This is a genomic window from Actinacidiphila yanglinensis (genome assembly GCF_900107965.1).
GTDB lineage: Bacteria > Actinomycetota > Actinomycetes > Streptomycetales > Streptomycetaceae > Actinacidiphila > Actinacidiphila yanglinensis.
In genome coordinates, this window is record NZ_FNVU01000016.1 from 15,103 (window position 1) to 38,005 (window position 22,903).

General features: G+C 68.6%; 13 protein-coding genes and 1 pseudogene. 10 read left to right on the plus strand and 4 right to left on the minus strand.

The window, feature by feature from the left end:
• Positions 1 to 424: 424 nt before the first annotated feature.
• Positions 425 to 1,405, minus strand: coding sequence for a hypothetical protein (locus tag C4U44_RS28860; protein WP_146088366.1), 981 nt, complete (start codon positions 1,403 to 1,405; stop codon positions 425 to 427).
• A 373-nt stretch (positions 1,406 to 1,778) separates the two neighbouring features.
• Here C4U44_RS28860 and C4U44_RS28865 point away from each other — a divergent pair, with 373 nt between their 5' ends.
• From C4U44_RS28865 to C4U44_RS43680, 4 genes are all read left to right on the plus strand, one after another.
• On the plus strand, positions 1,779 to 2,903 hold the full coding sequence (locus C4U44_RS28865) for a restriction endonuclease-related protein (RefSeq protein WP_103889002.1): 1,125 nt from the start codon (positions 1,779 to 1,781) through the stop codon (positions 2,901 to 2,903).
• The gene (locus C4U44_RS28870) at positions 2,900 to 6,262 is read left to right on the plus strand and encodes a DEAD/DEAH box helicase family protein (RefSeq protein WP_103889003.1); all 3,363 of its coding nucleotides are present in this window, start codon (positions 2,900 to 2,902) and stop codon (positions 6,260 to 6,262) included. Before C4U44_RS28865 ends, C4U44_RS28870 begins: the two co-directional genes overlap by 4 nt.
• Positions 6,256 to 8,934: an RNaseH domain-containing protein gene (locus tag C4U44_RS28875; protein ID WP_103889004.1), complete on the plus strand. Its 2,679-nt coding sequence runs from the start codon at positions 6,256 to 6,258 to the stop codon at positions 8,932 to 8,934. The genes C4U44_RS28870 and C4U44_RS28875 overlap by 7 nt, the downstream gene beginning before the upstream one ends.
• 342 nt (positions 8,935 to 9,276) lie before the next feature.
• Entirely contained in the window at positions 9,277 to 9,774 is a 498-nt protein-coding gene (locus C4U44_RS43680; protein ID WP_407642907.1) for a TIGR02391 family protein, read from the plus strand.
• A gap of 363 nt (positions 9,775 to 10,137) precedes the next feature.
• Here the strand turns inward: C4U44_RS43680 and C4U44_RS42805 are convergent.
• Positions 10,138 to 10,398: pseudogene (locus C4U44_RS42805) on the minus strand (helix-turn-helix domain-containing protein); the annotation flags it as partial.
• Positions 10,395 to 10,790, minus strand: coding sequence for a type II toxin-antitoxin system RelE/ParE family toxin (locus C4U44_RS28890; RefSeq protein WP_103889007.1), 396 nt, complete (start codon positions 10,788 to 10,790; stop codon positions 10,395 to 10,397). The pseudogene C4U44_RS42805 and the gene C4U44_RS28890, both read right to left, overlap by 4 nt.
• Before the next feature lie 757 nt (positions 10,791 to 11,547).
• On the opposite strand from C4U44_RS28890, the gene C4U44_RS28895 reads away from it, so the two are divergent.
• From C4U44_RS28895 to C4U44_RS28920, 6 genes are all read left to right on the plus strand, one after another.
• Positions 11,548 to 12,723, plus strand: coding sequence for a helix-turn-helix domain-containing protein (locus C4U44_RS28895; protein ID WP_103889008.1), 1,176 nt, complete (start codon positions 11,548 to 11,550; stop codon positions 12,721 to 12,723).
• 47 nt (positions 12,724 to 12,770) lie between these two features.
• The gene (locus tag C4U44_RS28900) at positions 12,771 to 13,259 is read left to right on the plus strand and encodes a hypothetical protein (protein WP_235032424.1); all 489 of its coding nucleotides are present in this window, start codon (positions 12,771 to 12,773) and stop codon (positions 13,257 to 13,259) included.
• 140 nt (positions 13,260 to 13,399) lie between these two features.
• A complete protein-coding gene (locus tag C4U44_RS28905; protein WP_146088368.1) occupies positions 13,400 to 14,980 on the plus strand; it encodes a DUF2397 domain-containing protein in 1,581 nt (526 codons plus the stop codon).
• Entirely contained in the window at positions 14,977 to 16,254 is a 1,278-nt protein-coding gene (locus C4U44_RS28910) for a TIGR02678 family protein (RefSeq protein WP_200823444.1), read from the plus strand. The genes C4U44_RS28905 and C4U44_RS28910 overlap by 4 nt, the downstream gene beginning before the upstream one ends.
• Positions 16,251 to 20,459: a TIGR02680 family protein gene (locus C4U44_RS28915; RefSeq protein WP_146088369.1), complete on the plus strand. Its 4,209-nt coding sequence runs from the start codon at positions 16,251 to 16,253 to the stop codon at positions 20,457 to 20,459. The genes C4U44_RS28910 and C4U44_RS28915 overlap by 4 nt, the downstream gene beginning before the upstream one ends.
• Positions 20,456 to 21,778, plus strand: a complete 1,323-nt coding sequence (locus C4U44_RS28920) for a TIGR02679 family protein (RefSeq protein WP_103889012.1) — start codon at positions 20,456 to 20,458, stop codon at positions 21,776 to 21,778. The genes C4U44_RS28915 and C4U44_RS28920 overlap by 4 nt, the downstream gene beginning before the upstream one ends.
• Here the strand turns inward: C4U44_RS28920 and C4U44_RS28925 are convergent.
• Positions 21,725 to 22,414 carry a helix-turn-helix domain-containing protein gene (locus C4U44_RS28925; protein WP_107503996.1) on the minus strand — a complete coding sequence of 230 codons (690 nt, stop codon included), beginning with the start codon at positions 22,412 to 22,414 and terminating at the stop codon, positions 21,725 to 21,727. The genes C4U44_RS28920 and C4U44_RS28925 overlap by 54 nt on opposite strands.
• Positions 22,415 to 22,903 lie beyond the last annotated feature (489 nt).

Below are 22,903 nucleotides of genomic sequence, written 5' to 3' on the forward strand. Positions count from 1 at the left end.
GAGCGGGATACTGGTCCAGACGGGGTCAGTCGGGCTGGGCAGCTCGATCCCCTTGGCCGCGCCCGGTGCGGTCTGACGTGGTGCAGGATCTGTCCTGGTGGGAGCCTCGGCTGCGCTCTGGTTGAACGTGGTTCCGGAGCGGGGGGAACGCGAACGCGATGACACCAGCGGCTCCACAAGATCAACGCAGGGGTGGGTACGGGCCCCCGAGGAGGGGCCCTCCTGGTGAAACAGGCGAAACGGCGCCTTGAGCAGCCGCGCGGGAACCACCGACCACTCAAAGTGTAACGCCTGTTGTGCAGACTAACCCACTCCGGTACACATTTGGAGTGCCTGTTGTAACGCGCCTGGGTGAAGCGGCTGGGCGCCGGAGACGTCTTACGCCCAGCGCACTCCCGGCACGGCAGCAGTCTCTCCGAACGTGTCATGTCGTTGCGCGGGCCAGGTGACGGGACAAGGCCGCACGAAGGGTCGGGAGGGGCGCTTGAGCGCCCATCATCTGGAGCAGTTCCTCGACGTCCCAGGTGACCAGTCGGGCTGTGCGGGTGAGGTAGAGGCCTACACGGTTGAGCCCGTACTGGTCCGAGTAGTCCAGGAGGGCGTAGCCGATGAGTTGTCTGAGGGCGGGTGCGGCCAACCGGGTGGCGTCCTTGGTGGCTTTGATGTCGATCAGAAGGCCGTCGGCGATGAGGTCAGCGTCTGCGCCGTCGATGTCGGTGGAGCCGGCGAACGTCGGGCCGGACCGGCAGGTGTCGGGCGTGGTGGCGGCGCGGAGGGGACCCAGGACGGTGTGTGCGTTGCGGATCTGGGCGGTCAGGTCGCGGACGGCGTAGTCGGGGACGCGTTGCAGGAGGGAGGGGAGGGTGGTGGCGGCGCGCAGCGTTCCCAGGGGGCTGGCCGGTGCGAGGTATCCGCTGCGGTAGATCTCTTCGAACCAGGCCATCGCCATGCACAGGCGGCCCAGGTGTTCTTCGGCCTCGAGCGGCAGGAGGAGTTCCCGATCGCGATCGTCGGGGGCCTGTCGGGCGAGGACCTCGTCCAAGGCGGCGTGGAGGTCGTTTCCGGTGGTGGTGAAGGCGTGTGCCGCGGCCACGTCGCCTTCGGCCCAGGCGCATGCCGCGGCTGCCTGTACGCCGAGGGTGACGGCCGTGTCCCAGGTGCGGGCAGTGGTGAAGGCGTATCGCAGGCGGTGGTCGACGGCTGCTCCGAGGGTTCCCCACAGGGGCCTGACGCCGGCGGGGGCTTGGGGTAACAGCAGCGGCCCGGCTTCCACGTCGGCGAGTGCGTTGCGGAAGGAGTCGGTGGCGGGGCGGATCTGCGGCAGGTGTTCGCGCAGGAACGTGGACAGGGGGCTTCCCTTGGCCTGGAGTTGGGACGTCAGCGACACGGCGGGGCTGTCCTTCACGAGGTCATGGTGATCGGCAAGGTCTGGCTTCAGGGTGGTTGGGCAGCGTGTGCGCCGTGGCGTGTTGTGAGGGTTTTCGGCCCGCGCTCGGGAGCATCCAGGGGGCGCACAGGCGTGGCACTGGCTGTCGGCCGTCCTCCGAGGGGGTGAATCGCTTGGTTCCGGCTGCGTGCCGTGCGTGGTGGGACATCGCAGTTCAGCGGCGGTTTGGGCCCGGCTCCAGCGCGGACACGCGCAGGGTGGTGCGTGCTGTGCGGTCCGCATGGGTCGGCGATCATCGCTCCTGTCACTCAGTGATCTCTGTCAAGGACACTCAGTAAAGTGAGATGGAGTCGTGGTGGTCGTTGATGCTGCCGTGAGCCGGCGCAGGACCATGGTGGTCAGCGCTGCGGTCCGGGCCGGGTACGCGTGGTCGGTGCGCCGTTCGGAGTCCCGGGCCTGGCGGGAAATCATGAGCATGACCGGGGTGGTCAATGCGCTGCGTGGTGCCGCGGTTCCGGCGTTGAGTCCGGTGGAGTTCGTGGACCGTTTGTCGCGGCCCTTGAAGCAGCTGGCGCCGGATGTGTTCGGCGATGACCGGCTGGGCTGGATCACGGTTTTGGAGTGGGACGAGCTCCGCGACGACGTGCACTCCGACGGGTGCTCGGTGATCGTGGACCTGCTGGCGGAGGGCGACCGCGGCCGCGGATGGCTGCCGTCGTGGACGTGGCTGCAGCAGGAGGTCGTGCAGAACGAGGCGTTCACGCAGATCAAGACCGGTGCCACGGAGGAGACGTACGTGGCCCGGCGCCGGTTCGTGATCGACAACCCCGTCGGCGGTGCGGGCTCGTTGGCGGACCTGTGCAGCCAGGCGGGGATCGCTCCACCGGTTCCCTATGTGCCGATCCCGCCGGACCGCCTGTACGACGGGCACTACTGGTGGCCTTGCCCGACGTGCCGGTGGCCGATGCGTGTCACCGGAGCTTCGGTGCGCTGCAGCTACCTACCCCACAATGCCGCCTACTTCGTCCGTGACAGCAGCGGCCCGACGCCGCGGCTGCGGCGCCGCGACGAGACCGTGCCCCGCCAGCCGGGCGCCCGCCGGTGGGTGGCGGCCGGTGAGGAGCGCACCCTGTGCGTGGAGCTCCCTGTGTGGCGCTACATGGTCGTTCCGGGTGTCGAAGAACTGGCGTTGTTCACACGGTGGTTTGGCGTCTCGGATCTGCTGGATGTCGCCTTGTGGCCCGGTCAGGACGCCTACGACCTGCGGTTCGAGATCGCGTCGACCAACTGGACCATGGCACTGGACCTGAAGGACGTCGCCAGTGCCGGTGCGCTGGCTGACAAAGTCAGGTCCAAGCCCCTGGCGGCCCGCACGATCGTGCTGCCCGACCACCGCGGCACCGCGCACCAGGCGGAGTTGTCGGATCTGCTGCCGGGCTATGAGGTACTGCTGGTCTCGGACGTGCACAAAGCCGTGGGCAAGGCACTGGCCCGGGCGAGGAGGTCGTCGCGGTGAACTCCGATGACAACGGCCTGTCCCGGCGTGAGGCATTGGTCATTCCCCGCCTCGTCGCCGCGGCGTGTGCCGCGGCGCAAGCCCATTTTCCTCAGGCGCAGGGCGCCACCGCGTTGTTGACCGCCGCGCAGTTCCTTGTGACGGGCACGTTCGACGTGTGGGAGGGATATGAGCGCCTGCCGGTTGCTGACCAGTTGCAGTTGAGCCGCCTGCTGCGGCATCGTCCCAACCCCCTGGCCAACGATGCCGGTTTCCGACAGTACGCGCTGGAGCAGTTCTACCTGGGCGAAATTCCCGGTTTCCGGTTGCGTGCGGACGAGGAGACCATCGACAGCCATCACGGGATGAACCCGCGGGCCTGCTTGACCAAGCTCCTGGACGAGTTGGACACGATCGTGTCTGAGTTTCGGACTGCGGCGGCAGTGGCCAAGTCCGGGCAGTACACGCACACGCTGCGGCTGCCGATGGCGGGCCGGCAGCCGCAACCCGTGCTGGCGTTGTATGCCTTCGGGGACGAGCATGCACCGGAGCGGCGGCTGCCCGTCGAGCGGTTGGTCACCGCAGGGGAACTGGCTGCAGCGGACGTGAAGATCCCCGAATTCCTGGCGTTGAGCCGCAGCCTTGACATCGCAGGGGAAGGTAGGGCGTTCCGCGTCGCCGCGCTGGAGCCGTTCTTCGCCAAGATGACGACCGGGCAGGGCGCGGCAGTCGGCAAGGTGATGCGGCTGAAGGCCGGGATGACGCAAGTCCTCAGCGCTCCCACGGGGTCGGGGAAAAGTGTGTGGATGCGCGCGGCGGCGTCCTGGGCGGTCCTGGAGGGCCATACGATCGCCTTGGTGGTGGACACAAACGCCGCAGCGCTCAAACTCGCCCGCGCCATCGAGGAGGATCTGGGCTCCCTCAGGGACGACGGTCTGCTCGGCGCCAGTGCCGGGACCGCCGAGCAGGTGGTGGTCCCGCTGATGTCGCCGCACAACCTGATGCGGGAGGTGGAGCGCGCCGCGCACAGTTCCGGGGACCCGGACTTCGTCGACTGGGTCTTCGGCCGTATCGGGTACTCCTGCCAGTTGCCGGCCCTGGCTTCGGTGGACGAAGCAGTGGACACCTGGATCCCCGGGAGTGAGCCGTGCACCAACCTCACCGCGGTGCGGGACAAGCCGCTGGAGGAGTACCGCAGCATGCCGGCGGCGAAGGTCTGCCCATTCAAGGCAGGCTGCGGCAAGTACCGGCTGGCGCGGGAGGCATGCGCCGCACAGGTCATCATCACCACCCACGCCAACCTGTACGGCGGGCGGATGCACATCCCGTTGGAGATGGACGACGGCTCGGTCGAGGAGAAGGTCAGTGTCGAGGAACTCGTCCTGCGCCGCTGCCAGATCGTACTGATCGATGAGCTTGACGCGTTCCAGTCCACCGCCATGGACCGCTCGGGTCGGGGACTGACTCTGGCATGGGGAGACCGCGGCCATGACCGGCCGTTGCTCGACCTGGATCGGCAGATCATCTCCGCGTTCGTCCAGTTGCCGGGAGCTTTGGAGGAGCGCAGCCGCTCCAACCTGCTGGAGTGCCGGCGGTTGGCCGAGACCTACACCATGCATTTGGCCCGCGGTGACCTGGCGTTGAGTGAGCGCCTGCCGGAGGATCCCGGCCGGGGACGCGGTGGTAAGGACCGGCAGGCCAGTCGGCGCTGGGTTCTGCCCGAGCGGTGGGACGGGATGATCGCCCGTGAGCTGGCGGCGTTTCTCGCCGATGATCCCGCCCAGGTGGGATCCAGTCCGCAGCGCGGTAGCGGGCCGGCGGAGGCGGTTCTTCTGGAGGCGGTCTACGACCCGGCGGTGGCCTCGTACTGCCTGCCGGAGCACCTGCGCGAGTTTGCCCGTGTCGTGCGCTCGATCACCGCCGCCAGCGCTTCGGGCGGAGTGCTGGACCACACCCGCAACGTGCTGTTCGAGATGCTCACCCCCTGGATTCCGGCGCCCCGGATGCGTACAGCCGTCATCGAACGCCTGGTGCGCAGAATGTTCCTGGTACCGCTGCGCAGGATGCTCTACAGCTTCGTCCATGATGCTCCACAGCTGAAGCTGGCCGGCGCCACCGCAGCTGAGGAGATCGCTCAGGCACTGCGCGGATTCGAGACGTGGCGGGCCATCCCGCACGGGCCCATGGGACGGCTGGTCTTCGCCTTCACCGAGGACTACACCCCCCAGGCCGTCCGCGACACCCGGTTGTGCGCCGCGGCGTTCGGCGGTGACCCCCACCGCTACGTCACCTCGCTGGGCCAGATCACCGCCCTGGCACAAGCCGGACACCGGCGCATCGTGGTCGGGCTGTCGGCAACGGCCTACATCCCAGGGGCTCACCGCCACCACGTCCACGCCAGGCCGGCCTACATCGTTGCCGACGAGGACTCCTGTGTGGAGATCGACGCTCGGCCCATCCCCGGCCTGGACCAGGAGTGGATGCGAATCTCCGGCCTGACGGGCAAAAAACGCCGGGAGGCCACCGTGGAGTTGGGCACCCGCCTGTGGAGCGAGCTGTCACGGGACCTGGAGACGTTGTCCGAAGGGGACACAGCGGGTGTCCAGGACTCGATCCTGCTGGCCACCACCTCCTACGACAGCGTCCACGACCTGGCTGAAGGGCTGCGCCAGGCCGGAGCCCCACCAGGGCTGGTCACTGTGGCGGTACGCCCCGATCCCGACGGCGTGCGCTCCGGCACACAGCAGGAGGATCTGCCCTGGATCGAGTTGGCCGGTGACCGGCTCGAGGACTTCGGGTCGCTGGTCCGCGCGCGGATCCTGATCGCTCCGATCAAGCGGGCCGAGCGGAGCTTGAACATCCTCGCCCCCGGATCCCGCCGCTCCCGCATCGGCGCAATCTGGCTGGCTGTTCGCCCGATGTCCATCGTCGACGACCCGGACGAGTTGCTCGCCCATGTCGGCGCACGGGTGCTGGACGACTGCCTGCCCCATGCACTGCCCTGGACGGTCCTTGCGCAGGCCAGGAAGGTCGCCGGCCGCTACTTCGACGAGCTGGTGGGCAGCCGCCGCTACTTCAGCGCGCTTCCCCGCCGCGCGAAGAAGGCCATCGCCGCGGAGCTGATCGCGTCGATCATCCAACTCGTCGGACGCGCCCGGCGCGGGGGAACCCCCGGCCGTATCCGGCTGGTCGACTACGCCTTCCTCGACCCGCGGGGCAACTCCGACCTGCCCTCGCTCATCCACGACCTGCGCAAGGACTGGGCACGGACGGGAGAACTGGACTTGCTGCAGGCCACCAACGGCGCCTCACTGCGCGCATTCCTCACCTTCGCCGAGACCCGATCCCCCGCCCGCGACACCTTGGACCACGCATGCTGACCACGCTGGCTTTTCTCCTGGACCCCCAGCACCTGGGCACCGTCGTGCGCTACCCGCTCAGCCCAGACTTCGCCGCAGCATGGGAGTGCCTTCCGCGCTACCGCGACAGCGACACCTCCAAGCCGGTGCGCCCCGCCTACGCCAGCCTGGCCACGGCGCTGTCCGCGGTGACCAACCAGCCGGTGGTACTGATGCCCGACATCCTCGACCGGCCCGACGACGAACAGCCGCTGCCGACGGTTCTGGTCACCACCGACCCGATTCCCGGCCGGCTTTTGACCCGCGCCGTGCGCAGTTGGGAGCGCCATGTCCGCGGCGGAGAAGACGCCAACACCCTCGCCCCGCTTCTGGCCGACTCCGAAACCCACCAGGAGGAGCTGGCCCGCTTCATCTGCGGCGCCGACCTGGGCCGGCCCCGAGCGCCGCAGTGGTTCTACCGGGTCGCGGCCTGGAACTTCGCCGCCCACGTCGGAAGGAAGGACCTGCATCTACCCGCGCTGCGTCTGCCAGAAGCTCTTCACGGCGAAGGCGAGCAGCAGCGCGGGGGAACCCGCCTGAAGTGGCTGATGGACACCAGCGGCAGCCTCCTGGCCTGGGACCATGTCCTGACACACCACGCGGGACAGCCCCGCGCCACCGGCCACGCCATGCACAAGATCGACTTCCGGGTCATCACGCTGCCCGGCGAGTCCCGCATCGCTGTCCACGCCCTGCCGACGTTCAGCCGCCTGGCGACCCACTGGGCCAGCACCCGCACCGCCTTCGTCGCCCGCGGCAAGGACACCGTGCTGCGGCTGCCGGTCGGACACCGCCGCACCGAGGACGGCTGGGAACCGTACGCACGCGGCTTCACCACCCAGGTCGTCGACGCCTGCAACCTGGAAACCATCACCCTGGGCACCAACGACACCCTCGCCGCAGGCACCGGAACGGTCCGCGCCCTCATTCCCGCACCGGTCGAGCACCCGCTGGGCAAAGGCACCGGCACCCGCTTCAACCTGTACCTGGCCAACTACATCAAACGCGCCGCACACAAACTCAAGCCCACCCAGGTCACCTACGAACGCACCGACTTCGAAGTCACCCGCCCGGCCAAAGGCCCCATCACACGCGACGACCTGCCGCAGGCCCTGGCCGGCACCCGAGCCGCAACGGTACGGCTCCTGGCCCTGTATGACAGCGAGTACACCCGCGAGCGGATGATCACAGCCCTGACCGACTACCTCGACGACCCCGAGCAGGCACCCCCCTGGCACGACGGACGGGACTTCCCCCTCGTCGGCCCGGTCAGCGTCCACTTCCGCCGGATGCCCGAACTGGTCTCCACCGTCCCCGTTCACTGGGACCAGCACCTGGCCTTCCTCACCTCTCTCCCCCACGCCGACCTGACCGGTGTGTGGATCGAGACACGCTGGAACCCCAAAAAACGCGCACGCCGGGACCGCGCAGAGGACTACGACCCCAAGCGTGACCTGCGCCGCCACTTCCACCACCGCGGCGTGGTCTCCCAGTTCATCGCCCACCGCAACCGCCCCAAACCGCGCCCCGCCACCGCCCCCGCGCCCGACGGCACCGCAACAGCCGTACCGGTCTGCGCCCACGACGCCGAACCCCCAATCGCAGAAGCGGGAGCACGCGCGCCGGGCAGGCCGAAGGTCGACTATCCGGCCATCAACGGCCTGCGCGACCTGCTGCTCCGCCTGGGCGCCATCGACCGGCGCCTGGCCGACGCCGTGCCCTTCACCGACACCGCCCTGCTGATCGGCCTCCACCTGCGCCAGCAGCGCGTCAGCAACCGCACCATCGGCTCCGCCGATCGGACCCAGATGGTGGAGGTCCTCACCGGTCTGCGTACCAGTGCCGACCCCGACGAACCCTGGCGGCTGGGCATCTACAACCGCCAGAACCATTCCTGGGTATCCCTGCCGAACGGAGAAGCGGCCTTCGGATCAGGACCGATCGGTGTCGACGGCCATGCCCGCCACGCCGACGGCGCACAACTCGTCCGCGAACACATCAAAGCCGCCCTGCGGATCCTGCCCACAGGCCTACCCGTCATCGTCTTCGCCGACGCCGAAGCCTGCCGAACCATCTGGCCCGCACTGCAGCATGCCCAACTCGGCGAAGGCCCCTACCCCGGCGACGATCTCGCCGCACAAGGACGCCCGGTCGCCGTGGTCACCATCAACGCCTCCTACGGTGAGGTCCCCACCCCGGTAGACCGCGCCGACGGCCGCCGCAAGGACCAGGAACGGCCCGCCGCCCCCGACACCTACCTCCACCGCCGCACCACCGCCACGGGAGTGACCAGCTGGTACCTCGCCCAAGCCTCCCGCACCTACAACGGATTCGGCCAGACCAGCATCAACGGCAGCAACCACACCCGCTTCACCCTCCCCAACGACCTCAAGGACACAGTCCTGGGCAAGGACTGGCACAGCTTCACCGCCACCCAGATCACTGTCCCGGTGCCCGGCCCCTACGACCCGGAACAACTCGCAGCCCTGACCGCGGCCTTGTGCCACCAAAGCCTCGGCTGGGACGCACGCACCCGCCACCCAGTCCCCCTGCACATCGCCGGCTGCGTCGACAAAAACCACAGCGAGCACCGCGGCCCCAGCACCGGACTCACCGACACCGACACGCCCTCCGACGATTCCGACAGCCCCTGACCGACAGTGCCCCCACCGCGCAACCGGCCACTGGTCTACCCACGGTCTCAGGACCGCAGGACCGCAGGACCGCTGACTCATGCTCTGACCGTCGCTGGTCCGCTGCAACTCCCAGATCGGCCGGTCCAGTTCCCTGCCCTGCGCGGTTCGTGTGGGAGGCAGTTGCTACGGTTTCTGCCAGGCCGAGGCCGGCAGCGACGTCGGCGGCTGCAGGTGCGTTCAAACCGTTGGCTGGCGGGTGCCGGTCTGTGGTGAGGTTGAGGGTGTGAGTTCCCGGTCGAAGCGTCGCAACGCGCGCAATGTCAGGCAGCGTCGTCCTGGAGTTGGACGAGCTGAAGGGGGCTGGCGAACCCGGTCAAGGGGCTGTTCAGCATGTTCCGCAACCCGGCCGCGCACGTGCCGCGACTTCACCGCACGGTCACCGACGAGGAGTTGCTGGAACTGCTGACCACGTTGTCTATGGTGCACCGGCGGCTCGACAGCGCGCAGATCAATCCCGTGACGTCCTGGCGCCTCGCGCAGGGCGTGGGTCGTGCTCACGCGGCGTTTCCGCGGCCGCGGGCGCCTGTCACCGGCACGGCGCCTTGGCGGACAGGCACCCATTGTGGTTGCCGGCGCAGGGGCCCGGGGCGGGGTCTGTCGCGTGGGTCGGAGGGCGGGGTGAGGCGGTGCTGCTGGTGCTGTCAGCGGGCGCGCCACCAGCGCCCGGCTCGAACCATGCTTCCTCCACGAAGGTTCGGCAGCCAGGACGCACCGGACACCCGCCAAGGCCCTACTGCGCAGCCAGGTCAACTGGCGTACCTCAACGATCGCGTCGGATCAGCGGGCCTGTTCCAATGACCGCACGTCCTGCTCCGTCTCCCTGACAGCAGCATCCATGCGGCTGTGGACCAGTTGAAGGAAGGCCGTGAGATCCAGAGGCTGCCTGCGCGCCCGGTCGAGGAAAGCCATCGCGGCTGCCCCGCCTGGCTCAGACACCAGTTGGGCAAGCATGTGCCGCAGTCTGGCTTGGATGAGCGCCACGCTGAACTCCGCCTCTGCTTGGGCATTGCGGAGATCCGCTACTCCCGCGACAGCCGACAGCCAGGCGTCTGCTGGGATGTCATCGGGGTGGGTGAACAGCAGCTCGGTGAGACGCTGTTCGATGGCGGAGATTCGCTGCTCGGGCTTGTCGGCAGGTGGGGGCAGGGGTCTGACGAATCCCACCGACAGATCCATCTCCAGGGCTTTGGCCAGCCGGCGCAGCAAGGGAAGGGTTGGCACAGTTGCGCCTCCCTCGATGCGCGAGATCTGGGGCTGCTTCATGTCGGCGCGCTCTGCCAGCTGAGTCTGGCTCAGGCCGAGTTCGGTGCGCCGGTCGTAGACCTGCTGTGCGAGTTCGTCGGCGAGGCGGGCGTCCTCGTACAGGTCCTCGTACTCGGCATCGGCCGGGCGGGACCGGGGGTCCCAGCGGGCGTGGGTCATGATGGGCCTCCTTCTTTCCTGACCGGGCCTTGGTAGATGTTGTGGTCCTCAGCTGGCGGGTGCCGGTCTTTGCAGTTCTGCCGCGCCCGGCGTGCGCGGGCGATCTCGTCTGCCTCGTTCATCCTGGTTTTGCGGAACTGCGTCAAGAGCACCACTCGGTGGCCCGGAGCGAACCAGTAGGTGATCCTCTGGTCGTCGTCACCGAGCTGGAAGCGCAGTTCGTACAACCCATCACCGAGTGGTCTGCTTCGTGGCATGCGCATGCTCGGACCATCCTCGGCGAGGCGACAGACGTACAGGTCGACGCGGCTATGAGCGTCGAGGGCCAGGCCGGAAAGCCAGTCCTGCACTTCCGGCTCGATCTCGACGGTCCACAGCCCAGCCTCGTCCATAACATCCAGTGTATATGCACTCAACGTTATAGTCCTTCGGCCCGGCAGAGGAGGCCGGCCGCCGCGTTCCGCCTGCATGGCCGGCGCCTGGGAGATCGAGCCTCGGGCTTCGATGATTCCGCCGCCAGCCGGCCCCAGGAACCGAGCAGCGCTCGTCGCGCCGGAGACACTGCGAGTGTCGCGTAGGGGGCAGCACCGAACACCGTGAACCCATGGCGTCGACCTCGGCCTTCTCTTCCGACGCCATGGGCCTGGTGGCGCCGCTTGGCCAGATAGAGAAGCTCCTCAGCCTTGGCCGTCACCTCGCAGGACTCTCATGCAAGGCGCCCCGCCGCGCTCGCGCGGGTACCAGCGCGGCCGACTCCCCCGCCAGAGAGGATCAGCCTTCTGCAGGAGTCCCCCGCCACCGAGGGATCGCACACGCAGGCGCGGCCGGAGTTGCTTCTGCAAACTCCGTCGGGCGCTCCGGCCTGCGCAAGCACCTCACCTCCGCGCAGGCTCGACCACGCACTCCCTGACACATTCCGCCCCGGCCCAACCGCCCCACCACCGAGCCAGCGGGTCTTACTCATGATCATCGAGAGCGTCTCCGCGGCGGCCCGTCGCGTCCACCGCAGGATTTCAGCAAAGGGAAGAAATCAACTGATTCCTGGCGAGCAACAACAGACAGAGGGAAAATTTGACCTGTTTTAGCAGCTTTCGCTCAACAAAGATTCATAGGATTGCGATTTTCGCAACCCATGGGTAAGGTGGAGCAGTGACTGAATCGTTGATTGCACGAGTTCGCCAGGTACTCGAGGGCGTCGGCGAACCTCAGGCAGAGTTCGCCGCCCGAGTGGGCCTGACTCCCGACAAGCTGTCCAAGTCCCTGTCGGGCCGCAGGCGCTTCACGTCCCTGGAACTCGCCCTCATCGCGGAGCAGGGCCGCACCACCGTGGACTGGCTGCTGCAGGGCGTCGAGCCGCGAAGCACTACGCGTCTGGCTGCACGCACGCAGGGACCGGACGATGCGGCAGCTGCCGCAGGGCGGCCGGTTGCGCTCGCCTACGCCGACATCGTCGACGCCCTGACTGCAGCCGGATGCGCGCTGCCCTCCCCCGTCCTGCCGGCTTCTGCGGCCGCCGACGACGGAGATCTCATCGCTCAGGCCACCGATCTCGCTCGGCAGGCCACGGCCGCCGTCGGGACCAGCCCTCAAGGTGTGTCCACGCGCCAGCTGGGCGAGCAATGGGAGGAGATCTTCGGGCTCGTCGTGACAGCCGAGGACCTCCCGCCAGGGTTGGACGGTTTGGCGTGGGCCCCCAACGGGATGCGTCTGGTGCTGCTCGGGCGCTCCCCTATCTGGAGCCGCCAGCGCTTCACTCTCGCCCATGAGCTCGGGCACATCCTGGCAGGCGACGCGGAGGACGACCCTGTCGCCGAGCATGTCGCGCCCAGCCTCGCTCAGAGTAGGGCCGAGATCCGGGCCAATGCCTTCGCTGCCGAAATGCTCATGCCTGCCAGTGAACTGCGAGCGCGCGTGGCGCAGTCCGGAGCCCCAGGGCCAGATGACGTACTGCAGTTGTCGTGGGACTTCCTCGTCTCTCCCAGCGCTATGGCCACCCGCCTGAAGACTCTTCGAGTGATCAGCGAGGAGCAGCGCCGCGCATGGGCCACTGCCACGACTCAGGCGGCGGCAAGGCATGTCGGCGAGCTCGACATGCACTTCGCCTACGCTGAGCAGTCCGAGACCGGCTGGTACTCCACGCTCCTGGCCAAGCAGGCGATCACCGCGTATGTGCGGGGCGATGTGAGCATCCGTGCCGTGTCGGCTGTCACGGGCAAGGATCCCGATCAGCTACTCGATCTGTTCCAGGCCAGCGCGCCGTTGGAGGAGGCGCCGGCGTCATCTTCATCCCCTGCGAGCACTCCAGAATTGGCCTTCACTCCGTGAGTTCGTGGTGCTTTCCCGACAACACCGTCTTATGCAATTTTGCCTCTGTGAACCGGCTGGACCTCTTGGAGGCGATCCTCGACGGCCGCGGGCGCTGGGCTGAGGCGGTGGCGCACGAGGCGCGGGCCTCGGCTGCCGTGGCGCTGCCCGGTCTGGCGTCGGTCTTCGAGAAGGGGTGGCTTGGGGAGCCCCTGGAGATCGGCCAGGAGGAGGCGGCCGCAGTGGAGCGCGTGCGTCGCTCGGGCTTCTTCGGGCAGGCTCAGCGCCCCACGCAGCACCTGGGCGAGGCGCAGACTCTGCACATCGTCCGTACCTGGCTTGGTTACGGAGACTCGGTGTGGATCAGCGACGACCGGGCGGCATGCGATTTCGCCCGTCACCACGGCATCACGACCTGGCGCACGATGGATGTCATGGCGCAGGGCTGTGCGCGCGGGGACGTTGTTCACGTCGAGGCCTTCGCTCTGCTGCAGGCCATGCAGTCCTGTGGAAGAAGTCTGGAGATGCCGTCGAGTGCGCAGGCGCTGCTCTCCTGACACCGCGTGCGGCCGCCCGTGATCGGCGCCTGAACCGGTCGGATCCGAATACTTTCGGACGTAAACGATCCAACGGCCCGCGCAGCCCCCACACTTGCATAAAGTGCCTCCCAGCTGCTGTGAAGCAGCCGGGGGTGAGGATGCGGATCGACAGCTCAAGTGCGGGGGGCGACGGCTCCGCGGCCCGACGCGACCTCTACCGCTATGCGACGGCCGAGCATGCGCTGGAGTACCTGCTGGTCATGGACCTGTTCACGCAGTCGCTGTTGACCGACCTGTCGGCTGCCGAGGTTTCGGAGAGGGCCACGGACGCCGGCCGTGCCCTGTCGGTGGAGACCGCCGAGGAGCGGTGCCTGAAGCTGGTCAGGTGGGGCAATCTGGTGTCGACCACACGCGACCCCCGGGTTCCGACGGTGGCCGCACTGCAGCGCGCCCGCAACCGTTTCCAGGCGTCCCGGCTCGGCGTGAAGGTCCATCACCAGGTGCAGGATCTGCTGACTGCTGCCGACGGCGCCAGGGAAGTGGCCCGTGAACTGCTGGGAAGCATGGTCCAGTTGCTGGACCGCATCATCGGCCACGCATCCGGGAGCGGCGAGACCGAACCCGATGCGCTGGCCGCCGATGTCACGACGGTCTTCTCCCACCACCAGATTTTCACCGAGAGCGTCCGCGACTTCTACGCCTACCTCTCCTCGGTGCTCAGCCGCTACGACCTGGCCGGTGAGGAGTACTCGACCTTCAAGACGCTGCTGCTGGAATACGTCGATCTGATCAGCAGCGACGTGTCACGGCACGCCCCGGCAGTGGCCGATCGTCTGGTGCGTCTGAGGCCGCTGCTGCCTGCCGTCCTGAAGGTACTGGCCGCGTTGCCCGGTCTGGTCTCCGCCGACGGCAGTCCGGTGCAGCAGTCCCCGGGCCGGCAATTGCGGGACTGGCAGGAGCTGACCGACTGGTACAGCGGGCAGGACGGGGCTTCCGGTCCCGCGCACCTGCGTGCGGCCGCTGAGCAGGCGCTGAGCCAGCTGATCAGCAATGCCAAGCGCATGCTGGCGACCGAAGGCACGGGCGTGCCGCGGCGGGACGACTTGCTGCACCTGGCCGCGCTGTTTCAGGCCGCCCAGGCAGAGGAGGCGGATCGCGCGTTCTGCGCCGCTTTCGGCGCCTACCCGGCCCGCCATCTGTCCGGCGGTCCGGAAGAGCCCGATCCGCGAGTTGCCACATCGGCGTCGTGGTGGGAGACGGATCCGGTGGACGTTCCGGTCTCGTTGCGGGAACGCGGAGACCGGGCTGCCCGCGGACGTACGTCCCGTGTGCCGGCCGCGGGCATGGCCGAGGCCCAGCTGCGTGCACAGGCAGCCGCCGAGCTGGCAGCACGCCAGGCATGTGCTGCTGAACTGGCCGCCGTCGGCGAAGTGAACGGGTCCCGGCTGTCTCCAGGGGCCCGGGAGATGCTGCTCGACCTGATCAGTCAGGCCCACTCACAACATCCCACCGCGCAAGGTCCTCTGGAGGCCGTGGATGCCCACCTGGGCGTTGCCGTTCATATCGAGCACACGCCGAGCCGCCTCACCCTTGTCCTGTCCGATGACGGCCGCACCCTGATCCATGACCTGACGCTGCGCACACGCGCCATCGGCGGCGGATTGGCGTCGAGCGATCCCGCCGCCGACGGAACCGGCAGCAGCCGCTCCTCAGCTCCACCGCCCGGAGGTGACCGGTGAACGCTGCAAGACTGGCTGCTGCATCCGCTGCCACCGCCGAGCAGGAAGCCAGTGAGCGCAGAACCGCCGCTCGCACACTGCTGGGCCACCCGCTGCTGACCTCCCGCCGGCATCCGGAGGAACTGGCCCTGGTACGGCGGCACGCGATGGCACTCAAGACCACCTTCAGTCGCGTCCTGGGCTACCACCTGATCGTGGAGAGCTCGTTCGCGCGATTGGTGAAAGCCCCCCTCAGCCCGGACGGCCCGCAGCGTGTGGCCCGCCGGGGTGACGGGCCCGCATTCACTCCGCAGACCTATGCGCTGTTCGCCCTGGCCTGCGCAGCGCTCCTGGCCCCTGGTATCGGCGAATTCGTTCTGATCTCGTCGCTGGTGGACCAGCTCCGCGCCGACGCTGCAGCTGCCGAGGTCACCTTGCAGGACTCGCCTGCTGAGAACCGGCGCTTGGCCCATGCGCTCGGGCTGCTGATCGAGTGGGGTGTGCTCAGTGAGACCGACGGCTCGGTACAGGCCTGGGCTGAACGCAAGGAGGAAGGGGTGCTCGCTGTGCACCGGTCCCTGCTGCCTCATCTGTTGGCCCGCCCGCTGAGGGACGCAGCGTCCCTTCAGGCTCTGTGGGCAGTACCCGAGGAACCTGCGGAGCCACGGCGCAGCCTGCGCCGCAGGCTCGTGGAAAACCCCCTGGTCAGACGAGAGGATCTCAGCGACGGCGAACGGGACGTGCTGTCGCGGGAGCGTTCGGAGCTCACCCGCCTGCTCGACGAGCACTTCGGTCTGACACTGGAGGTGCGGGCCGAAGGTGTCCTGGCCTACGACACCGACGGCGCTTTGAGCGATGTGGAATTCCCCGGGCCGGGAACCGTTCGGCAGGCTGCCCTGCTGCTGTGCGACGCTCTGATCGACCTCGGCCGGCCCGCTGCCGGTGTCTCGGCACAACTCGCGGACGGGGACACATCGGGGATGCTGGTCGCATGGTCGACCGTTGCCGACGAGGTCACGCATCTGACCGAGCGCCACCACCGCGCCTGGTCCGGTGCGCTGGTCGCCGACCCCGGACAGTTGCAGGCCGAGGTGATTGCTCTGCTGGAATCCCTCTCGCTTGCTCGCGGCACGCCCGAAGGCCTGCTGGTGCATGCCGCGGTCGCCCGCTACCGGCCCGCCCCCCATACCGCGGAGCCCAGCCGCGCCACACGCCGCCTGCACGACCTGTCCGCTCCGGCAGCCGACGCGCAGACCGGCCTGTTCGACGCCGGCCCTGCCCGGGAGGTCAGGTGACCTTCGCCCTTCCCGGCCCGCGAAGCGGCAGCCCGGCGACCGTGCCGACACCGCGGGCGCACCCGCAGCGGTGGCGGATGCATCGTGCAGGGATCGTCAACGTGTGGTTCTACCTCGACCAGCGCTTCGACCTGTCCGGCGGGCGGCTGATCCTGCGCGGCACCAACGGGTCGGGCAAGTCACGGGCGCTGGAGATGATGCTCCCCTTCGTCCTGGACGCTGACCGGCGCCGGATGGACGCCACCGGCTCCGGGAAGGTCCGGTTGGAAGATCTGATGCGTGCCGGCGGAGAAGAACAGCCCAACCGCCTGGGCTACGTGTGGCTGGAGCTGATCCGCCCGGGCGAGGGCCACACTCCGGCGGCAGCCCCGCAGTACCTGACGGTCGGCGCGCTGATCAGGTTCTCCCGCAGTACCTCGGAAGCCAAGGCGTGGTACTTCGCCACACCGTTGAGAGTCGATCACGAACTGGTGCTGGTCGACTCAGCCCGCACCCCGCTCTCACGCGAGGGGCTCGTCGAAGCAGTCGGAGCCGACCGAGTGACGGACAAGCCCGAGACGCATAGAGAGCGGATTCGCTCCGAGGTCTTCGGGCTGCAGGGCCGGCAGGGCCGGGAACGCTACATCGGGCTTCTGCAGCTGCTGCACACCCTGCGAGCGCCCGACGTCGGCAACCGGATCGACGAAGGCCGCCTTCCTCAGATCCTCTCCGACGCGCTTCCCCCGCTGCCGGAAGCTTCGCTGGCCACCGCTGGCGAGGAGCTCGACGGGCTGGAGGAGACCCGTCAGGCGCTGGAGCGTCTGGAGTCGGCCTACGGGCACATCGCAGACTTCCTGCGGGTCTACACCCGCTACGCCACCGGAGTGCTGGCCTCCCGGGCCAAGCAGACCCTGCGCGCAGCCGAGAACGCCCGCACGTTGGAAGGCGCGGCCACCCGGGAGAGGGACGCCCACGAGCACCTCGCCCAGGAGCGCGCCGAGACTGCGGCGCGGGTGGAGGAACTGGACGACCTCAAAAGGGAGTTGGAGGCGACCGCAACCGGCATCCGTCAGTCGCGCGAGTACCGGGCAGTGCGCGAACTGTCCGAACGCACCACCACGGTGCAGGCTCTGGCATCCGCAGCCGACAACGCCCTGGACGCCGCGTACTCCGCACGCCGCCAAGAGCAGGCGACGGTCGACTCCTGCGACCAGGCGACCGAAGACGTCCAGGAACAGGGCAACGCCATCACCACCCTTCTCACCCGGGTCAGCGCACATCTGAACCGGGCCGCCCTAAGTGCAGCGCTACCCACGCACCTGACGATCACCACGCATCGTCCCGCTGCTCTGGCCGAACCGGTCCGCACCATCAGGACGAGTGACCCCGAGCCCGTGCAGCGCCCCGTTCCGCTGGTGCTTTCCCCCGCAGCCGAGGAGGCAGCCGCAGCTGCGCAGCAGCTGTCCTCCACCGCCGACACTGTGCGGGCTGCGGCCGCAGCCCGCCAGCAGCAGGCCGATGCCCGCCACACCGATGCCCGGCGGCTGGCGGCCGCCCTGCAGAACGTGCAGCGAGCCGAAGACCGGGCCGAGGAAGCAGCCGCCACCGCCAGATCCACCGAGGAGCGCGCCCAGGACAAAGCCGGCGAGCGAGACGAAGCTGCCGAGGATCTGGCCCTGCAGTGGCGGTCCTGGACGACGTCGGCGGTCACCATCAGTCTTCTGGGCACCGTGGACTGGTCCGCCACGGCCGCAGCTCCGGCCTTTCACGGCGGCGAGAGGCTGTCCGAGGCCAGCAGTGAGGACCTGGCAGCGATGGATGCCGCCGCAAGTGCCGCTGCCACCCCTCCCCGCCAGGAACATGCCCGCGCCATGGCCGAACTCGACGCCCGGCAACGGCAGGCCGCCGAGACGGCCGACGCTCTGACCGAGGAAGCCCGAGCCCTGCACAACGCCGAGGATGTCCCGCCGCCGGCGCCGCACTGGGTGAGCTCACCGCCTCCGGGTTCAGTGGAGTTGTGGCGCGTGCTGGAGTTCCGCCCTGGCCTCAGCGGCGCCGACCGGGCCGGTCTGGAAGCAGCACTGCTGGCGGCCGGGATCCTGACGGCCCGCATCACCCCTGAGGGTGACCTCGAGGCCGCCGACGGCAATTTGCTGCTCCGCCCGTCAGGGCCAGCGGTGTTGCACTCGGTACGGGCGGTGCTGCACCCCAGTCAGCCGTGCCCGGTGCCCGCAGCTCGGGTCGAAGCTGTTCTGGAGCGTATCGCCCTGGACTCCTCGGCACACGCGACCTGGATCAGCCGGGACGGCTCTTGGGGCAACGGACCACTGCACGGCCGCCACCGCCTGTCCACAGCCCGCTACATCGGCGCAGTTGCACGGGCGGCAGCACGCGCGGCACGGCTGGAGCAGATCCAGGCTCAACTGCAGGAGCTGGCTCAGGCAGCTGAAGAACGGGCGCAGGCCCGCGATCGGCTGGCTACCGTCCTCACGGACCTGGAGGCGCATGTCCTGACCGCGCCGCGCTCTACGGCCCTGGCCAGCCTGCGTCACCAGGCGGCCCAGGCCGCCGTGGACGCCGCAGATGCCCGCCGCCAGGCACGCGAACTGCACGAGCAGGCGGCGACGCTGCGCCGGGAGTGGGCAGTCGACGACCGCCAGCACAGCCAGACCTGTGCGGCCTTGGGCCTGCCCGCTGACTCCGCGGCCCTGGCGACAGTCAGCGAAGCCGCCGCGACTGCCGAGTCAGGCTGCCGCGAACTGCAACAGGCAGCCGCGACCGTCACCGGCCGGATCCAGCGCTACCAAGCGCGGCTGGACCAGGCCGTGCAGGAGACTGCCCGCCGCCACGCCGCGGAGGACAAGGCTGCAGTGGCCTGTGCCACCTGGTCCGCACAAGCAGCAGAATTGGCAGCGCTGCGCGAGACGCTGGGCTCCACGCCGCAGCAGATCACCGATGCCCTGGAGCAGGCCGACCGCGCGCTGAGCCATGCCACCTCCGACCACAAGACAGCCAGCCGTGTTCTCACCGACCTGACCGCGAAGGAAGCAGCGGCAGGCATCACCTCCCGACACGCTGCCGAGCAGGCCGCGCAAGCCCGCCAGGACCTCGCCTCCAGCGCCGCACAACTGCGCCACCGCACCACCCACCCAGCCTTGGCCCACGCATTCAGCAGCCCCGCTCCCGCCCTGACCGACCTTCCCGCTGATCCCTCCCCCGAACAAGCGGTGGTCCTGGCCCGCACCGTGACCGCGGCCCTTAACGACTCCGCTCACACCGCGGATGTCACCGCGCTGCTACGGGCCCAGTCGCTGCTGGAACGCCATACGTCCGGCAGCTACGACGTGCAGGACACCGTCGAGGACGACCTGCACATCGTGGAACTCATCGACGCCACCGGCAGGCGGCACATCGCCCAAGCGGCCGCCGAGCTGAAAGACCGCAGAGACCGAGGCCGCCTGGCTCTGACTCAGCGCGAACGCGACGCCTTCCATCGCTTCGTTCTCGGCGGCATGGCCGGTGAACTGCGCGACCGCATCCACGAAGCAGACCGACTGATCAAAGCGATGAATCAGTCCCTGGAGACAATCTCCACCAGCCATGGCATCGGTGTCCGGGTGCGCTGGGTGCTGGCGGAGTCCGCGCAGAGCGCCACCGCTCGCCTCAAGGAACTCCTGGCACGCGACCCTCGGGTCCTGCGCGAGGAGGAGACCGACGAACTGATTGTGCTGCTGCGATCCCGCGTCGACCAGGCACACGCCAATGAGCCGGACGCCGGCTACGCCACTCACCTGCGCACAGCGCTGGACTACCGGACCTGGCACACCGTGAAGGTCATCATCATCGGCCCCGCGCCAGGGCAGGAACGCAGCATCAGCCGCCGAGCCAAACTGTCCCAGGGCGAGACCCGTTTCGTGTCCTATGTGACCCTGTTCGCCGCCGCCGACGCCTATCTCAGCGGCCTGCCCGACACCGACCGGGCTCTGCGCCTCATCCTGCTCGACGATGCCTTCGCCAAGGTCGACCAGCCCACCATCGGCGAGTTCATGAACCTGCTGGTCCGCCTGGACCTGGACTTCGTGATGACCGGCCACGCCCTGTGGGGCTTCTTCCCCGGCGTGCCGGCCCTGGACACCTACGAAGTCCGACGCGCAGAAGGAACTCCTGCGATCACCACGCACGTGCACTGGGACGGCCACACCCGCCACCTGCGGACCGCCTCATGACCAGCAGCACCGCCGTCCGGATACCGGAGCCGCTGCGCAGTTACCTCGCCGACGCCTGCCTTGCCCCCCTGTGGGCGGCGATGCGCTCCAAACTGGAGCGCAACCGCCTGTCCCCTACCGGAATCGTCCGCGTTGAACTCGACGAGGAAGGCACCAGCAGGCTCGGAGGACTTCTGGGCACCCGTCCCGCCGCCGGCACCGTGTCCGTCAGGCTGCCGCTACTGGACCATGCCCTGCGCGTCTCGGCAGCCCAGTGCGGTCTGCTGACTGCCGTAACCGACCTCACCGGCAGCCCTCTGACCGACCGCGTCCTGACACGGCAAAGGCAAAGCGCTGCGCGAGCCGACCTGTGGGCGCGGATCGATGCACGCCTGGCTGACGCCGGGCTGGCCGCCGCATCATGGGTCCCCACCTGGCTCGAGGGGCTACGCACCACCGGCATGCTCACCCGCGCCGGATCCGATACAGCATGGGAGGCTGCCGACGGCGCACTGCGCGCCCTGGCCCTGCTGCGCACCCTGCCCCTTCACCCGGCAGAACAACCAGACGTCCCGCCACGTGAATGGCAACTGGCTGAACTTGCCGCACACGCCACCGCCGACGGGCACGGCCTGGACGAGGGCCGCTTGGCCGGAATTCTCGTGCTGCGCGCCATCGCAGCAGCCTGCGACATACCGCTGCCTGAATCCTCCGCAGCCCGGCGCCGCCTGTGGGAGCGCGTGTCGGTCACGACAGACGTGGTATCGGGAACCGTCATGGTCTGGCACCTCAACCCGCCAGGAGACGATCCATGGTCGACGATGATGCGCAGCCGCTCTCAGATGCATCTGGTCACCCACCTGACCATGCACGAACTGGGCGCTGCATCGGCAGCGACCCTCGTGCCCCCCGACGCATCCGTGCACGGCTGCGAGAACCCTCAAGTCCTGCAGGCAACTGCCCGACAACGCATCCCCACTACCCTGATCTGCCCCTCCGGCAATCCAGCGGGAGCCGGCTGGGAACTACTGGGCCGCCTCAGACGCGACGGCGCCCGACTGAGCTACCACGGCGACTTCGACTGGCCCGGCCTGGCGATCGCCGCCCGCATCTTCGCTCTTGGAGCAGCGCCGTGGCGCATGGGCTCGAGTGACTACCGCGATGCGCTCACCAGCATCCGGGGCGACCATGCCCTTGGTCTGTCCGGACCACCAACGCCCAGCCACTGGGACCCTGCCCTGGCCACGTCAATGACCCGTGCCGGCGTGGCCATTCACGAAGAAGCCCTACTTCCACTGCTGCTCAACGATCTCTACACCGCGGCGCACAACGGCAGTTGACCCGTCTCCTCCTACCCTCTTCCGGTGTGCGGAGTTGGATCGGGTGGGGGCTTCGGTGGGGACGTAGGCGACGGGTCCGCCGGAGTGCGACACGAGCAGGGTGCCCAGCAGTCGGTCGGCGGCCTGACGGTCGCGTGCGGCCGGGGCGGTGAGGTGCTTGGTGGGGGTGGCCAGGTCGGTGACGTATCCGGCGAGGACAGCGTCCGGGAAGCCGTGGCGGCCCTGGGAGTCTTTCGTCCATTGCTGGAGGCCGCTGAGGACAGCGACGACGTAGCCGGACAGGGTCACCGGCAGGATCCCTCCGGCTGCCACGCTCGCCGGATTGCACCGCCACCGCCCCTGCAAGGCAGCCAGCAGCTCATCGGGAGGCAGGGATGCGGAGAAGCCTTGTACGTACTCCCCCGGCCGGACCGCGGCCGGCGCGACGTCGGCACGAAGCACAGCGATCTCCGGCACCTGCAGATACCTCAGGTCCGTCACGGGGCGGTCCTTCAGGGCCATGACGACCTCCAGCGGCACCATGACCCGCACTCCGTGCCTGGACAGGCCCGGGAGCAGCCCCGCGTGGATCAGGCGACGGAAAGTGGTCACCGCGCAGCCGAGCTCCGCAGCCGCCTGACCCGTGGTCAGCAACACGCTCCGCGTCCCCTCGCCCGACAGTACTGGCTCGCGGGACCACCGTAGGGGGACCAAAGGTCAAGCACACTCCGATATTTGATGAAGGACTTACAACAGCCGTTGCGTGGAGTTGTGCCTCGGTTCGGGCGGCCGGCATCGAGGTGATGTCCGCCTTCGCCATTCGCGGGTGGTGGACGAGGTCGCGCCGCCGATCGACGCGATGCTCAGGTCGGAGGTCCTGCTCAAGGGCAAAGGTGACCCACTGATGAGGCTTCCTGAATCTCCCCACCGGGTGCTCGGGGTGGGACGGACCTGCTTGCTGAGATTCCCCACCTGCGGACGTCCGAGTTGGCGACAGCGTCTGCCATGGAGGTCATATGGCCGCTCCTGTGTGCCCAATGGAGGGCGGGTGCGCGTCAAGGGCTTGCCGCAGGGTTGCTGGAGAGCTACCGGCGTGCCTCGCGGTCATCGCTTTAAGCGCATGAATGAATACTCTGCGTAGCGATC

Coding starts and splice junctions, on each gene's coding strand:
- C4U44_RS28875 (WP_103889004.1), top strand. CDS start 6,256: ATGCTGACCACGCTGGCTTTTCTCCTGGACCCCCAGCACCTGGGCACC.
- C4U44_RS28920 (WP_103889012.1), top strand. CDS start 20,456: ATGACCAGCAGCACCGCCGTCCGGATACCGGAGCCGCTGCGCAGTTAC.
- C4U44_RS28890 (WP_103889007.1), bottom strand. CDS start 10,790: ATGGACGAGGCTGGGCTGTGGACCGTCGAGATCGAGCCGGAAGTGCAG.
- C4U44_RS28865 (WP_103889002.1), top strand. CDS start 1,779: ATGGTGGTCAGCGCTGCGGTCCGGGCCGGGTACGCGTGGTCGGTGCGC.
- C4U44_RS28905 (WP_146088368.1), top strand. CDS start 13,400: ATGCGGATCGACAGCTCAAGTGCGGGGGGCGACGGCTCCGCGGCCCGA.